Here is a 14,686-nt window from a genome sequence, read left to right as displayed (position 1 = left end):
ATCGCATAATTACACCTCTTTGTTTGTAAAACAGGTGGTAAATCAGTAAAACGTTTACCACCTGTCTTATGATTATTTTACAGCACCTTCGCCGATTCCTTTAATGATATGTTTCTGAGCAAATAAATAGAAAATAATGATCGGAATTATGGTTAGGGTCAAACCGGCCATAGCAAGGTTCCACTGAATGGTAAATTGACCAAAGAAATAGAACGTGGTCAGTGGAATAGTCCGTAAACTGGTATCTGTGAGTACGAGTGATGGAAGAAGGAAGTCATTCCAGATCTGGATTACGTTCAGGATCATAACTGTAACAGTAATTGGCTTAAGCATTGGGAATACGATCTTCCAGAACAGGGTGAACTTATTACAGCCATCGATGATAGCTGCTTCTTCCAATGATTTTGGAATCGTGCTGACAAATCCGTGATACAAAAATACTGACAGGGCCGAGTTAAATCCAATGTGCATGAATATCAGTCCACCATGAGTATTCAGCATCGGCAGTCCTGTTACAGACATAATTTGGCTCATAAATTGAATGAGAGGCATCATGATGGTCTGAAAGGGAATCAGCATAGTTGCAATGAAAGTCATAAAAATAACTTTACTGATTGTGTTATTTGTTCTTGCAAGCATCCATGCCGTCATTGACGAAAGAATAACCAGGAACAAAATAGAGATCACTGTAATATAAAACGAGTTCCATAATGCATTATAAAAATTCATTCTATCAATTGCTTCTAAATAATATTGCAGACTGAAACTTTCTGGGAGGGCCAAGACACTTTCATAGAGTTCCCCGCGTGTTTTAAATGAATTGACGAACATAATGTAGACAGGAGAGAGAAATATAATTGCCGAAACTAAAAGCAGAATCTCTTTAAAGTACTTTGAGACCTTCATTACATTTCAACCTCCCTTTTTTTGGTGATATATACTTGAGTCAGAGTGACAGCACCGATCAGCAGGAAGAATACAACTGCTTTCGCCTGACCGTATCCGTAGTTACTGTATCCGAAAATCTCATTATAAATATGAAGCGCAAAAAGTTCCGTTGATCCAACAGGTCCGCCATCTGTTAATGACAGGTTTACGTCATAGATCTTAAAACTGAATGAGAGTGTAAGAAATAAACAAATTGTAAATGATGGCATTAGCAATGGCATAATAACACTCTTGAGTCGTTGCCAGGAGTTAGCCCCGTCAATTTTTGCGGCTTCAATGGTATCTCCGGGAATCCCTTGAATTCCAGCAATATAGATTACCATCATGTAGCCGGCCATTTGCCAGGTGAAAACAATGACAAGTGCATACATGGCTAAAGATGAATCAAGCAGCCAATTACGGAAGATGGACTCAAAACCGAAATTCTCTCCTAGTACACGGAAGGCATCAGAAAAAATAAACTGCCAGATGTAACCCAGAATGAGGCCGCCAATAAGGTTCGGCATAAAAAACATCGCTCTCGCGTAGTTGACGGTTTTAAGTTTCGAAGTTACCAGTAGAGCGAGCCCAAGACCGAGTACGTTGACGGCAACTACTGCCATAATTGTGAATTTTATTGTCAGCCAGGCTGATGTATAAAAATCTTCATCACCCATTAGGGCTGTGTAGTTACTAAGACCAATGAACGTCATTGGGTTAGCGGAAATCCCGTCCCATCGGAAAAAAGAATAATAGAATCCCATGACGAACGGAACCAGCACCACGAGGGCAAAGATAATAATAAGTGGCGCGGTAAAAAGCAGATACCAGCCGGTATTTTTCTGTTTCATAGAATCCCTCTTCCTTAGAGTAAATAACTCACTTTATTTCACGCTATAAAGATACCCTGCCCCGGGCTTGCAGGCAGGGTACTGGTTTTTATCTGTTTTAACTTGTCAGGATGGTATTATTCATCTTCCTCAGCAGCAACATCCCATGCTTCATCGAGATTTTCGATGTATTCTTCCGGTGTAATGCTGTCATCAAGGAAGAATTCTTCTGTAGGAGGGAGCAGGTTATTTCGTACCGAGTTTGCCGGGTAGTAGATATGTGACCAAGGAAGTGTCTGCTCGGCGTTAGCTGCATCGAGAACCTCCTGTGACAAAGGATCCAGGTTATCTGCTTCAATATTGGTCAGAGCTGGTACGAATTCGAATTCTTCAACAATGTACTCGTGACCACGTTCGCTTGTAAACATCCATTCAAGGAAATCGTTTGCTGCCTGAATTTCCTCGTCACTTTTATCATTATTAATAACCCAGCTGCTCGCTACACCAACAGCCAGTTTGTCATTTCCGCTAAGTGGAAATGGCATCATACCTATTTCAAAATCAAGTTCGTAGTCATCAAACATTGGGGCGGCCCAGTTCCCCTGGTGAATCATGGCAGTCTGGCCAGTTGCGAAATCTCCAATCTGACGATCATAGGAAACTTCCATCGGGTTTGGTGCATAATCGCGAATTGCTTCCATAAAGAGTCCCAGCTCCTGGAATTCCTCATAATCTGTAAGACTGATTTCACCGTTGTTAAGCTGCTGGACAAATTCATAATTGTCATCCTGCAGTGAGAATGGGTAGTTACTTAAATGACCAATCATAAAGAAAGAGTTATCTGCAAGACTTATTCCATTAATATCTTCATCTTCGAATCTCTGAAGCGTCTGAACAAATGATTCATAGTCTGTTACTTCAGAAGGGTCAACGAGATCTTTGTTGTAGACAAGTCCAAAGCCTTCAAGCCCGTATGGTACACCGTAGATGTTTCCCTCGTATTCCAGCTCCATATCCTGTGCAATATACTGAACGTAATCTTCATCACTCATGTCATATGCATAGCTGTGAATTCGCTCAAGTTCCGTGTATTGCTGAATACTGAAAATGGAAGGCCCCTGATTACTGTTCAATCTTACCTGAAGCTGCTGGAAGTAATCTGAACCCGTCGTACCCCAAACTTCAACTTCAACCCCAGTTTCCTCCGTATATTCTGCAGCCAGTTCTTCCAGTTGATCAGAGATCTCAACTTTATCCTGGAAAATTGTAATACGTTCTCCAGCTGATTCAGCCTCTTCATCAAGACCGTTTTCCCCTGAATCATCTTCACCGCATGCTGTTAATAGAAACGGTACCAGCAGCAGACTTCCCCATAAACTCTTACTTGCTTTCATCATTAAGCATCCCCTTTTTTTTGAATAAATTAAGCGCTTTCATAATGATGTAAAAAAATCCCCTGAAACGCTAATTATGTCGGTTTGACAGAAAGACAAACGTACCCAGAACTTTCCGTTGCGCGCGCTTACATTTGGGAAAACTCTGAATATTTCAGATCTGTCTATACAAAAGCTGTCTATACAACGTTAGGTGCTATGTTACGCCAAATAATTTCAAAAATCAACAAAAATTTAAAAGTTTTATTTTGGAAGTGATAGGCAGGGACGGTTCTCGCGTGACAAAATGAGAGAAGGGTGGGAAATTAGGTGGGAAGGTTAAATGGGGACGGTTCTCACTTTGCATTTCTTTAACCGTCTTCTATAAACGAACGATCCTGCCATAATGCAACATGAGAACCGTCCCCACTTAGCAACCAACCTCTTGACAAACTGAAAACGCTTTCCTATAATGGAACCAACATTCCGCTATAAGAAATGATGTTCCCTATAGTGGAACGGCGTGAGCGGCAAAATGGGAGGCATGCCGATGGTGCAATCTGTTGACCGTGCTCTGGAAATTCTGGAGCATCTTAAGAAAGCCCCGGATGGACTTGGTATTACTGAGCTGTCCAATAAGCTTGGAACGGCAAAGAGTACCGTTCACCGGCTGGTTAAAACACTGCAGAAACACGATTATGTAAAAACAGGACGGACCGATGGAATCTATGAACTCGGCCTGAAGTTCCTGGAGATGAACCATACAGTAGTTGAAAATCTGGATATCGTCTCGCTTGCCAATCCGATTTTAAGAGAGTTAACCAAGGAGACATCCGAAATTACCCACCTGGTTATGCTGGACGATATGGAACTTGTCTACATTGATAAGGTGGAAGCCAATGCGACCACGATCCGTATTTATTCCCAGACAGGAAAAAGAGCCCCGATCCACTGTACGGGTGTTGGAAAAGCGATAGCAGCCTACTTTTCACCAGAGGAGTACGAAAGGTATTTTGCCCGCACAGAAATGAAAAGGTTTACACCTTACACGATCACGACGAAAGAAGATTTTCTGAAAGAAACAGCACTGATCCGTAAAAATGGCTATGCAATGGATAATGAAGAGCACGAAGAAGGTATACGCTGTGTGGCTGCACCTATTTTTGAGCATAACGGCATTGTCCGACACGCGATCAGTATGACCGGGCCCGTTAGCCGGATGAGTGATGAACGTCTGGAAAAAATCATTCCGATGATTAAAGAAGCGGCTATGACCATTTCCAGAAAGCTCGGCTATTCTTCTTAACAAAACAGGAAGACGATTCTTCCTTCCCTAATATTGGAACACTGTTCCGCAATAAGGAACGAAACAAAAAACAGGAGGTAATGATAATGAACAAAGGGTTAAGAACAGCACTTTTTGGTGCAGCGTCCACAGCGGTACTGCTTGCGGCGTGTGGAGATGAAGCAGAAGAGACACAGCAGGAAAATGGCAATGGCGGGGATCAGAGTGATGAGGCAGAGGAAACGGATTTTCCTGAAGGCTCTGTCGACATTATCGTCCCATACGCTGCCGGCGGTGGAACAGATGCAGTCGCACGTTCGTTTGCTGATATTGCCGAGGAAGAGCTGGGAGAAACAGTCTCTGTGCTCAACCGTGAAGGTGGAGGCGGGGCAGTAGGAATGCAGGAAGGGGCGGCAGCAGACCCTGACGGTCATACCGTAACGATGGTCACAGTTGAACTGCTTACACTGCCGCATTCCGGTCTTGCCCAGTTTACACATGAAGACTTTATCCCGGTCTCTCTTCTAAACGAAGATGCTGCAGCCATTACTGTACCGGCCGATTCTGAGTGGGAAACAATCGATGATTTTATTGAAGCGTCCCAGAACGAAAGCGGCATTCAGATCGGCAACTCAGGAACCGGTGCTATCTGGCATCTGGCGGCCGCCGCTCTTGAACAGGAAATTGACAGCCAGTACAACCACGTTCCATTTGATGGTGCAGCGCCGGCCATTACCGCTCTTCTAGGCGGGCACATTGATGCGGTAACTGTAAGTGCTGCGGAAGTGAGCTCCCAGGTGGAAGCCGGTGAACTTGAAATCCTTGCCGTTATGGCAGAAGAACGCCTCGATGCGTACCCGGATGTCCCGACTCTTGAAGAATCAGGCGTCGATCTCTCTATCGGTACATGGAGAGGAATGGCTGTACCGGAAGGCACACCTGAAGGCACAGTAAACGCTCTTGAAGAGGCATTTGCAGCAGCAGCAGAAGATGAGCGCTTTATTGAAACGCTTGAGGACCTGGATCTTGGCTACCGTTATGAGGATCCACAAGGTTTCCGTGATCTTCTTGAAGAGCAGGATGCTCTGTTTGGTGAACTGATTCCGACACTTGATCTTGAGTAATTATAAATAAACGACAAGACCAGGGCCCGCTCTGGTCTTGTCATCCTTTTAGGAAAAGGAGGCAGCAGCATGCTTACGTCGAACCGCGTCATTGGTATCATCCTGATTCTGTTTTCCGCTGCCGTCTGGGTACTGGCAAGCAGCTTTCCTGATCAGGCAGGTGCGGGACCTGGGTCTGCCTTTTTCCCTCAGGCACTTTCCGTTCTTCTGGTTATTTTGGCAGCCGGACTCATTTTTGTGAATCCGGAAGGGGAAAAACAGGATCCTTTTAATAAGACACAGTTACTTACATTCTTAGGATTTATTCTGACATTGATAGTCTATATTCTTCTCATTCCGCAGATCGGCTTTTTTGTCACAACAGTTGCAGCGGCCTTTGTGATGGTGACACTGCTTTCCGGCTCCTCCATTGTTTTCAGAGGGGTCACAGCAGTCGCGCTGTCTCTGGTGACTTATTCCGTATTCAGATTTTTATTTAATGTTCCTCTTCCGGATGGTCTGCTGTTTTAGGGGAGAAAGGAGGTTTACCAGATGGATTTAATGATTCACGGTTTTGGCCAGGCGTTTCAATTTAACATTCTGATTCTGATCATTCTTGGGGTGCTTGCCGGTATCATGATTGGCTCACTTCCGGGGCTGACGGCAACGATGGGGGTTGCCCTCTTTCTGCCCATTTCCCTCGGTATGGATGCTGTAGGAGGCATTGTCCTTTTGATTGCCGTGTATTTCGGCTCCATTTACGGTGGGTCGATTGCAGCCATCCTTTTGAACACGCCGGGTACACCGGCATCCGCTGCTACAGCTCTGGATGGCTATCCGATGACCCAGGCAGGCTACGCGGGAAAAGCACTGGCGATAGCGGCAATTGCCTCAGGGGCAGGGGGGCTGATCAGTACGCTCATGCTGACACTGATTTCTCCCCAGCTGTCCACGGTCGCGCTGAATTTCAGTGCCCCTGAATCGTTTGCTCTGGCCTTATTCGGCCTGAGTATCATTTCAAGTATTTCGGGAAAATCGGTCCTCAAGGGACTGACCGTCGGTGTGTTCGGTCTCATCATTGCCACTGTCGGTATGGATCCAATGACCAGTTACCCCCGTTTTACCTTTGACCAGCCGACATTACTGAGCGGGATTTCCTTTATCCCTGTCATGATCGGACTGTTTGCAGTAGCTGAGGCACTCTATCAGATTGAAAAGCATTTGAAAGTTCAGGAGCGGACGAAAAACGTGGTGGCGAACTATCTGCTTCCAAAATTCAGAGAGCTGAAGGTAATCTGGATTTCTGTGATCCGTTCTTCTTTTATCGGAACGTTTATCGGCTCCGTTCCTGGGGCGGGGGCGGATATCGCTGCGTTCGTCTCCTACAATGAAGCGAAGCGTTTTTCAAAAAAAGAAGAGAAAGATTCTTTTGGAAAAGGTAATCCAAAGGGGATCGCCTCTGCAGAAGCGGCAAATAACGGGGTTACCGGAGGCGCCATGGTACCTCTGCTCACACTGGGTATCCCGGGTGACGCGGTGGCAGCGGTTCTGCTCGGTGCTTTGATGATTCACGGCATGAACCCTGGACCAATGCTTTTCGTGGAAAATGCCGAAATGGTATACACCCTTTTCGCTGGAATGTTTCTGGCAGCGATTCTCGTGGTGATCTTTGGTCTCCTCGGTGTGAGGCTATTTACAAAAGTGCTGCTCGTGCCGAAGCGAGTGTTACTTCCGACGATCATTGTACTGAGTATCGTAGGTGCTTATGCGATCAGCAATAATTATTTTGACGTTTACGTGATGCTCGTGTTTGGAATTATCGGCTATTTCATGAAAAAGTACGGTTTCCCTGCTTCTCCGCTCGTCCTTGCTTTAATTCTCGGACCGATGGCGGAAAGTGAAATGAGGCGCTCGCTCGTCATGTCTGAAGGAAGCTACGCCATCTTTATGACCCGTCCGATTGCAGCGACACTGATTGTGCTTGCCGTATTGTCTATGATTGCGCCGATTGTCTTCAGATATCTGAAACACCGGAAAGAATCGAAAGCAGCAGACAGCTAGGAGGATGTAGGATGCAGCCGGATTTAATTACTTTTGGAGAGACAATGGTTATTTTTGATCCTGCGGGAAAAGGACCTTTGAGATATGTGAGTCAGTTTAATAAACGGTTTGGCGGGGCGGAATCGAACGTCGCCATTGGCGTCAGCCGTCTCGGCCACCAGGCCGGGTGGATGAGCAGAGTAGGCGATGAAGAGCTCGGAACGTATGTGGTAAATGCGATCAGAGGGGAGGGGGTGGACACTTCGAGAGTGACCCGCACCTCTGAAGCACCAACCGGCCTCTATATTAAGGAACGGGTACGGGAGGGCTCGAACCAGGTATATTATTACCGTGAAGGGTCAGCCGCAAGCCGGATGAGCCCCGAGCATGTGGACTGGGACTACGTAAAAAAAGCGAAGGTCATTCACCTGAGCGGTATTACGCCGTTTTTGAGTGAGAGCTGCCGGGAAATGACACTCGAAGTGCTGCGCTATGCAAAAGAGAATGGTATTTACGTTTCTTTTGACCCGAATCTGAGGCTGAAAATCCTTCAGAAATATCCTGATCACAAGGAACTTTTGCTCCAGATTGCCAAAGAGGCGGATCTGTTTATGCCTGGTTACGAAGAGGCGCAGTATCTGTTTGGAACAGACAACCCGGAGGAGATGATCGAGAGAAGCCTGGATGCCGGTGCGGACCAGGTGGTGCTGAAAAAAGGTGCTGAAGGTATCTATTTTGCTGAAGGCGACGGGGATAGAGGGTTTGTTGAAAGTTTTAAAGTAGACAAGGTAGTGGATCCGATTGGTGCAGGTGACGGGTTTGCAGCAGGTGTCCTTTCAGGAGTGCTTGAAGGCAAAACGTTGCGTGAAGCCGTTGAACAAGGGGCTGCGATCGGTGCGATGGTAGTGACTGTTGAGGGAGACATTGAAGGTCTCCCGACAAAAAAGGAAATTGAAGCGTTTAAAGGCACAAACAGTGATGTAGTGAGATAAATAATGGAGGTGGGGAGAATGAGTAATGTTTTACTTGGACGATTACTGGCGTCCGGAATTGTAGCGGTCGTGCGGAAGGTGGATCCGGATAAAGCAGATGCCCTCACAGGTGCTTTTGTCCGGGGAGGTGTAACCGGTATTGAGGTCACGGTTGATTCAGACGATGCTTATGAAACCATCCGCAGACTGAAAGGGAAATACAGTGACGAGGCTGTTATCGGCGCAGGCACAGTCGTGAATAAAGAACAGGCAGAGAAAGCCTTGGAGGCAGGAGCGGACTTTATCTTTGCTCCGATTCTTGACCGGGAAACCGTTGAGTATACAAAGGAGCAGGGAAAAATTATGATTCCTGGTGTGTTTACGCCTACTGAAATCCATCAGGCCTATGTATGGGGTGCCGATATTGTTAAAGTGTTTCCTGCAAGCACGCTGGGACCGGGCTTCATTAAGGATGTAAATGCCCCCCTTGGTGATATTCCGAAAATGCCGACCGGCGGAGTGAACCTTGATAATGTAGGAGAATTCATTAAGGCAGGCTCCGTCGCAGCCGGGATTGGCGGGTCCCTCGTGAAAAAAGACCTCATCGCAGCAGGTGACTGGGATGGCCTGGAAAACCTGGCCAGACAATTTGTTAACAAAGTCCAGGAAGCCCGGTGAATGTTAAGTGGGGACGGTTCTCACTTTGCATTTAATTAGATAGGATGTGAAAAAATTGGCAAAACAAGCCGCTATGCTCAACGAGCATAGCGGCTTATTTGTGATTCTTCATTAAATTAAGGTAAAAATGCAAAGTAAGAACCGTCCCCGCTTCACATACCCGCTTCACATATACAAGGCTGCGAGGAAGATGCCGAGATTTTCTTCGTACATTTCATCAAATTGTTCAATGGGAAGAGGATTCTCTCCCAGCCCCAGTTCAACTGTGTAGCCGGGGCGCTGCCATTCCTGGATGAACCAGTCTTTGTAGCCCGCGTAGCTCTCCACGTACTGAATCGGCTCAAATCCACTTACACGCTGAAACTCAAGCACGATCGTCTCAGCTTCCGGTGGTTCAAGCCCCTGAAAACCCCAGAAGATTACCTTGCCCTGGGTGTGAAAGGCAAGGACCCGGTCAAAATTTCCTTCTTCTGTGAGATCAGCCATGGCAATCGCTTCCGGTTCCGTAAGCGGCTCGTAGCCGGGGAAGTCCCGGGGCGCCGGCGCAGGGGGCTTCTGTTCCGCTTCCTCCTCCCATAAAGCCGGGTACTGGTTGTTCAAATCCACCCCTCTGATGTTGGCTTTCCAGCCGGAGAAATCAGTAGATCCATCGTTTATGTCAAGCACGTCGCTCCGGTACGGCTCCTCTTCCGGGAGACCTTCAATAAGTAGATCGACACCGTCCGGATTCACGTTCGGAACGAGAGAGAGCGTGGTGGACTGGTAAAGATCCGGCATGAAAAGTCCGCGAATGGCTCCGCGGTTCGAGACTGCCAGCAAATACTCGTTTAACGTCTGCATCAGGATGGGTGTAGTAATCCATTCGTGGGCATGAAAAGAGGCGTTCATATGAACCCGCTTATCCCCGCGGCCCACCTGCAGTTCGACGATTTCTTTTCCCATCACCGAATTCCCGATCGTCCTTTTCACCAAAAACGGATAAATTTCCACAAGCTGCCGTAGATCATTCATCAGTGCGCTATAGCCATATTCTCTTTTTCCCTGCACGAGCGTGCTCTCCACCCGTACCGGAACATTGAGAGTCTGACCAATCTGCAGCGCAGCCGGGTTAATCCGCTGATTTAAGAGAAAAAACGTGTCGATGTTGATGCCCCGCCGCCGTGAAATGGTCCAGAATGAATCGCCTGACTGAACGGTATAGGTGCTGACATAATAACCTGGAATACGGACCACCTGTCCGATCTGCAGTGCACCGGGGTTTGTATCCGGATTGGAATCTTCAATCAGCATTAAAGATATATTAAACAGCTGGCTGTAATACCAGAAGCTGTCTCCGCGACGTACCATGATGTTCACCGCTATCCCCCGCCTTTCACCGTACTTTGCCTCCTGCAATCATATGAACAAAGCAGCTGGTTTATGTTAAGCGGGGACGGTTCTCACGTGACATTTCCGCATTCCGTGAGAACAGCGATCGAATACCGCCCCTGCAAACGAAATGCCAGCCCCCGCAAGGCATGTGACCCGGCCCGATGCAACGTGAGAACCGTCCCCACACGGCACCCCCGCAAGGCACCCAAAACACCTGCAGGACATCAAGCCTACATATAACTATGTCTTATATACCTATTACCTGCACTTATTTCCGCTCCCGAAATATGTGTGATAAAGTTAAAATATTCGTAAAATTATGTAAGCAAAAGGGAGGAAGACAATAATGAAACGAAGGCAGAAGAAACTGCTTTCCTCGGCACTGGCCGGGGTGATGGTTGCTGGAACGCTTGTATTTCCCGGCAGCGGTTACGCGGATTTTATGAAAGATCAGGAAGACTCGGTAACCGGCTACGGAGGTGCTGCGGCAACAGAGGATCCACAGGCATCAGCAGCAGCGATGCATATCCTCGAGCAGGGGGGGAACGCCGTTGATGCAGCCATTGCGGCAGCAGCGGCCCAGGGTGTGACGCGGCCATTTTCAGGCGGAATCGGCGGGGGCGGCATGATGCTTGTGTACCTCGCAGAAGAGGACGAGTACATATCGATCGACAATCGGTCGCAGGCAACACAGGCGTTTGGCCCTGACGTGCTGATCAATCCGGACACCGGTCTCGTTTACCCGGAAGCGGTGCGTATCACCAACGGGATGGTAACCTCTGTGCCAGGTGCCGTCAAAGCTTGGGAGGAAGCACTGGAAAACTACGGAACAATGACGATGGCGGAAGTCCTGGAGCCGGCCCGTGAAATTGCAGAAGATGGCTTCCAGGTGGACAGCAACTTCGTACGTGAGCTCACATCGAATTCGGCGCGCTTTGCCTTGTTCGAACCGACGAAGGAACTGTATTTTGACGAAGACGGGAATCTCCCGGAAGCTGGAGACATCTTCACGAACCCGGATCTGGCAGAAACGTACCGCCTGATCGGCGAGCATGGTGCGAGTATCCTTTATGAAGGCGAAATTGCAGAGGACATCATCGATACAGTGAACAACCCGCCGGTCGTTGACGATCCGGACTTTTCTGCTATGAGCAGCCTCTGGGAAGAGGAGTTCGGCGTGCTGCCGGGGGAAATGACACTGGATGATCTGAGCAATTACGAAGCGCTCACGTCCGAACCGGTCCATACGACGTACCGGGATTATGACGTGTACGGTGCCCCGCCTTCCTCAAGCGGCGGCGCTACAATCGGACAGACGCTGAACATGCTTGAACATTACGCCCTCTCCGACATGCCGCGTGTACAGGCGCTTCATTATTATCTCGAAGCAACCCGCCTTTCTTTTGCAGACAGGCGGGAGTACATCGGGGATCCGGCCTTTACGGACATCCCGGTAACGGGGCTCACGTCGAAAGGCTTTGCCGAGGAGCGGCGCTGGCAAATCGATGATAACCTCGCTGACGTAGGGCAGGTGGCACCGGGAAATCCTTGGCCGTATGAAGAGGACCCTGACCGCTGGCCTGAAGAACCGCCGGCTGACGGACCGGCACTCCAGTACGATTTTGAAGGCGAAGACGGGGATTTGTGGGCACTCGACAAATTCCACCGCCTCGATACTGGACCAACGAGCAGTCCGTTTGACTCTGAAATTACGCTTCAGGACAACACGGGGCAGATGCTCGTAAACGCACGCCATCCGGATCGGGGAAGCGCATACGGCCGTGCAACGGCCACGATGGACGCGATCCAGAATGCCGAGCTGACGACCCGTTTCAAAACGGACAATGTCGGGCAGAATCAGCGCCTCCGGTTCTGGCTCCAGGCCGATGTCTGGCGCTCCGGATCCTCGCTTCCGGTCAACGGCTACGGGGTTGAAGTGAACCTGAATACGAACGAGCTTATTCTTTATACGTCCGTTAATTCAACACTCCGCACCCTTGATACAGCTGATCTTGATATGGATACAGACTGGAAGGATCTTCGTTTCCGGGTGGAAGGTAACGTCCTGAAAGCAAGTCTATGGAACGCTGATGAAGACGAGCCGGACGAGTGGATGTTTGATTACACGCTTGCGGACAACGACATCATTGCCGACCCGCGCGGCCGCTTCCTGTTAAGCGCGATCAACTTCACCCAGCTGAACGACGTCACGTTCAACCTTGATAACGTACTCGTTGAGGACCTCGGCGAGGTTGAATACAGTGACGCGCAGGGAACACCGGGTAAACCTGTATCCTCACCAGACTCCTCGCAGGCTGAAGAGGATGCCGAAGTGATTCATTTTGAAAAAGAACACCTCGAACTTATGGAAAAAGAAGAACTGTATATGGATGAAGAAGAGATGGGCGCAGACGAGTCCACGATTCATCTGTCCGTGAGTGACCGTGACGGAAACGTGGTCAGCTACACGTCTACGATCGTGTCCATCGGCGGTAACGGCATGGTTGTTCCTGACCGCGGCTTCCTGTTAAACAATGCCCTTTACGGTCGGATTCCGGTACAGCCGCCGAACCACCCGAACTATCCGAGACCGGGGATGCGATCCATGAGCAGTATGTCGCCGACTTTGGTGATGGAAGACGGTAATCCGGTTCTCACCCTTGGGGCACCGGGAAGCGACACAATTCTTACGACCGTGCTTCAGGTGATGCTTAACAACCTCGAATTCGGTATGCCGATCAATGAAGCGATCGCTGAACCGCGCATCAACCAGCGAAACAACTTCAATGGTCTGGCGGAGTACGAGCAGATTTTCTGGGAGGATAACGAAGAACTCCAGGAAACTGTCGGCGCACTTGAAGGCATGGGTCACCGTTTCCAGGCAGTCACAGCGACGCAGGGAATCGGGGCAGTGACAGCGATTGAGTTTCTTGAAGACGGAAAAGTACGGCCGGCAGCTGAACCGACACGCCGCGGAGGCGGAAGTGCGATGGTGCAGTCCATGGAGCCGCTTCCGACTGTAGAGCGGATTTTCGGTGACCACCGGATTGCCACAGCTGTCGAAATTTCCAGAGAAGGTTGGAATGACGGTGCCAATCACGTTGTTCTTGCACGTTCAGACAGCTTTTCAGATGCACTGGCAGGCTCACCGTTAGCCCATCAGTATGATGCACCTGTTCTCCTTACGAATCCGAATCAGCTTCACGAGGAGACGTTTGATGAAATCGAAAGACTTGGTGCTGATACCATTACGATCCTCGGCGGCGAAAATGCCATATCGCCTGCGGTGGAGCAGGAACTCGCAGACGCAGGCTATAATACGGACAGAATTGCCGGTGAAAATCGCTTTGATACGTCAGTGGAAATCGCCGAGCGCGTGATGGATCTGGGTGGAAGCGAGTTTGATCAGGTGGTGGTCGCAAACGGCCAGAACTTCCCGGATGCGTTATCAGTCGCTCCGTACGCCGCATTGAACGGCAGTCCGATTCTCCTGACCCGTACCGACCGTCTCAGTGACGGCGTGGGCGAGTACGCAGGGGAATTTAACCGCACGCTCGTTGTCGGCGGCGAAGCAGCAGTCAGCAGCGAAGTGAAAGCCCAACTGCCGGCCCCTGAAAGAGCAGCCGGTGAAAACCGTTACGAAACGGCTGTCGAAGTCGTGAACTACTTCAATATTCCATCGGCAAAAGCGTACATGGCTACCGGCAGCAACTTTGCCGATGCGCTCAGCGGTTCCGCACTGGCTGCGAAAAACAGCGCACCGATTATGCTCGTCAGAACAAACGAAGTGCCTGACCAGGTACTGGAGCTGATCGATCAGCGAAACACGCTCAATTTCTATATTCTCGGCGGACCTGACGCCATCAGCGAAACCGTCAGACAACAACTCCTGCAATAGGGGGACGGTTCTCACGTTGCAAAACCAGGGCTCACATTAAAGCAAAACTGAACCAAAACGAAAGCCGGATTGCCTCTGTTACAGGCAATCCGGCTTTTTTCATGTGAAGTGGGGGCGGTTCAAAAGTGAAGAAAATACCTCGAACTTTATAAGTGAAATTTCAGACGGCATACAATCATTAGGTCGAAGCAATTCGACATGCCGACAAGC

Annotated in this window: 11 protein-coding genes; 7 read left to right on the top strand and 4 right to left on the bottom strand. The window is 48.9% G+C overall.

Annotation, left to right across the window (positions count from 1 at the left end; translation table 11 throughout):
* Positions 1 to 72: 72 nt before the first annotated feature.
* From CR205_RS16250 to CR205_RS16240, 3 genes are all read right to left on the bottom strand, one after another.
* Positions 73 to 906 (bottom strand): carbohydrate ABC transporter permease, encoded by an 834-nt coding sequence (locus CR205_RS16250; RefSeq protein ID WP_110521198.1) that lies wholly within the window; start codon positions 904 to 906, stop codon positions 73 to 75.
* A complete protein-coding gene (locus CR205_RS16245; RefSeq protein ID WP_110521197.1) occupies positions 906 to 1,778 on the bottom strand; it encodes a carbohydrate ABC transporter permease in 873 nt (290 codons plus the stop codon). The genes CR205_RS16250 and CR205_RS16245 overlap by 1 nt, the downstream gene beginning before the upstream one ends.
* A 116-nt stretch (positions 1,779 to 1,894) precedes the next feature.
* Positions 1,895 to 3,151, bottom strand: a complete 1,257-nt coding sequence (locus CR205_RS16240; RefSeq protein ID WP_110521561.1) for an ABC transporter substrate-binding protein — start codon at positions 3,149 to 3,151, stop codon at positions 1,895 to 1,897.
* Between the two features lie 529 nt (positions 3,152 to 3,680).
* On the opposite strand from CR205_RS16240, the gene CR205_RS16235 reads away from it, so the two are divergent.
* The 6 genes from CR205_RS16235 (at position 3,681) to CR205_RS16210 (ending at position 9,207) form a co-directional block, all read left to right on the top strand.
* Positions 3,681 to 4,436: an IclR family transcriptional regulator gene (locus tag CR205_RS16235; RefSeq protein WP_110521196.1), complete on the top strand. Its 756-nt coding sequence runs from the start codon at positions 3,681 to 3,683 to the stop codon at positions 4,434 to 4,436.
* An 86-nt stretch (positions 4,437 to 4,522) separates the two neighbouring features.
* On the top strand, positions 4,523 to 5,539 hold the full coding sequence (locus CR205_RS16230; protein ID WP_110521195.1) for a tripartite tricarboxylate transporter substrate binding protein: 1,017 nt from the start codon (positions 4,523 to 4,525) through the stop codon (positions 5,537 to 5,539).
* 69 nt (positions 5,540 to 5,608) lie between these two features.
* Complete coding sequence (locus CR205_RS16225) at positions 5,609 to 6,049, top strand: tripartite tricarboxylate transporter TctB family protein (RefSeq protein ID WP_110521194.1); 441 nt, start codon at positions 5,609 to 5,611, stop codon at positions 6,047 to 6,049.
* 21 nt (positions 6,050 to 6,070) lie between these two features.
* Positions 6,071 to 7,579, top strand: coding sequence for a tripartite tricarboxylate transporter permease (locus CR205_RS16220; protein WP_110521193.1), 1,509 nt, complete (start codon positions 6,071 to 6,073; stop codon positions 7,577 to 7,579).
* An 11-nt stretch (positions 7,580 to 7,590) separates the two neighbouring features.
* On the top strand, positions 7,591 to 8,550 hold the full coding sequence (locus CR205_RS16215; RefSeq protein WP_110521192.1) for a sugar kinase: 960 nt from the start codon (positions 7,591 to 7,593) through the stop codon (positions 8,548 to 8,550).
* An 18-nt stretch (positions 8,551 to 8,568) separates the two neighbouring features.
* Positions 8,569 to 9,207 (top strand): bifunctional 4-hydroxy-2-oxoglutarate aldolase/2-dehydro-3-deoxy-phosphogluconate aldolase, encoded by a 639-nt coding sequence (locus tag CR205_RS16210; RefSeq protein ID WP_110521191.1) that lies wholly within the window; start codon positions 8,569 to 8,571, stop codon positions 9,205 to 9,207.
* Positions 9,208 to 9,372: 165 nt separating this feature from the next.
* Here the strand turns inward: CR205_RS16210 and CR205_RS16205 are convergent, their stop codons facing one another.
* On the bottom strand, positions 9,373 to 10,563 hold the full coding sequence (locus tag CR205_RS16205; RefSeq protein WP_110521190.1) for a M14 family metallopeptidase: 1,191 nt from the start codon (positions 10,561 to 10,563) through the stop codon (positions 9,373 to 9,375).
* 361 nt (positions 10,564 to 10,924) lie between these two features.
* Between CR205_RS16205 and CR205_RS16200 the strand changes: the two genes are divergently transcribed.
* Entirely contained in the window at positions 10,925 to 14,476 is a 3,552-nt protein-coding gene (locus CR205_RS16200; protein ID WP_110521189.1) for a gamma-glutamyltransferase, read from the top strand.
* Positions 14,477 to 14,686: the final 210 nt, after the last annotated feature.

It is taken from the genome of Alteribacter lacisalsi (genome assembly GCF_003226345.1).
Classification (GTDB): Bacteria; Bacillota; Bacilli; order Bacillales; family Salisediminibacteriaceae; genus Alteribacter; species Alteribacter lacisalsi.
Note: the sequence above shows the minus strand (reverse complement) of the source record. Positions and strands in the feature narration are given on the sequence as shown.

Bases quoted from the DNA above. Each gene is read 5' to 3' on its own strand.
- CR205_RS16250 (WP_110521198.1), bottom strand. From the start codon at position 906: ATGAAGGTCTCAAAGTACTTTAAAGAGATTCTGCTTTTAGTTTCGGCA.
- CR205_RS16245 (WP_110521197.1), bottom strand. From the start codon at position 1,778: ATGAAACAGAAAAATACCGGCTGGTATCTGCTTTTTACCGCGCCACTT.
- CR205_RS16240 (WP_110521561.1), bottom strand. From the start codon at position 3,151: ATGAAAGCAAGTAAGAGTTTATGGGGAAGTCTGCTGCTGGTACCGTTT.
- CR205_RS16235 (WP_110521196.1), top strand. From the start codon at position 3,681: ATGGTGCAATCTGTTGACCGTGCTCTGGAAATTCTGGAGCATCTTAAG.
- CR205_RS16230 (WP_110521195.1), top strand. From the start codon at position 4,523: ATGAACAAAGGGTTAAGAACAGCACTTTTTGGTGCAGCGTCCACAGCG.
- CR205_RS16225 (WP_110521194.1), top strand. From the start codon at position 5,609: ATGCTTACGTCGAACCGCGTCATTGGTATCATCCTGATTCTGTTTTCC.
- CR205_RS16220 (WP_110521193.1), top strand. From the start codon at position 6,071: ATGGATTTAATGATTCACGGTTTTGGCCAGGCGTTTCAATTTAACATT.
- CR205_RS16215 (WP_110521192.1), top strand. From the start codon at position 7,591: ATGCAGCCGGATTTAATTACTTTTGGAGAGACAATGGTTATTTTTGAT.
- CR205_RS16210 (WP_110521191.1), top strand. From the start codon at position 8,569: ATGAGTAATGTTTTACTTGGACGATTACTGGCGTCCGGAATTGTAGCG.
- CR205_RS16200 (WP_110521189.1), top strand. From the start codon at position 10,925: ATGAAACGAAGGCAGAAGAAACTGCTTTCCTCGGCACTGGCCGGGGTG.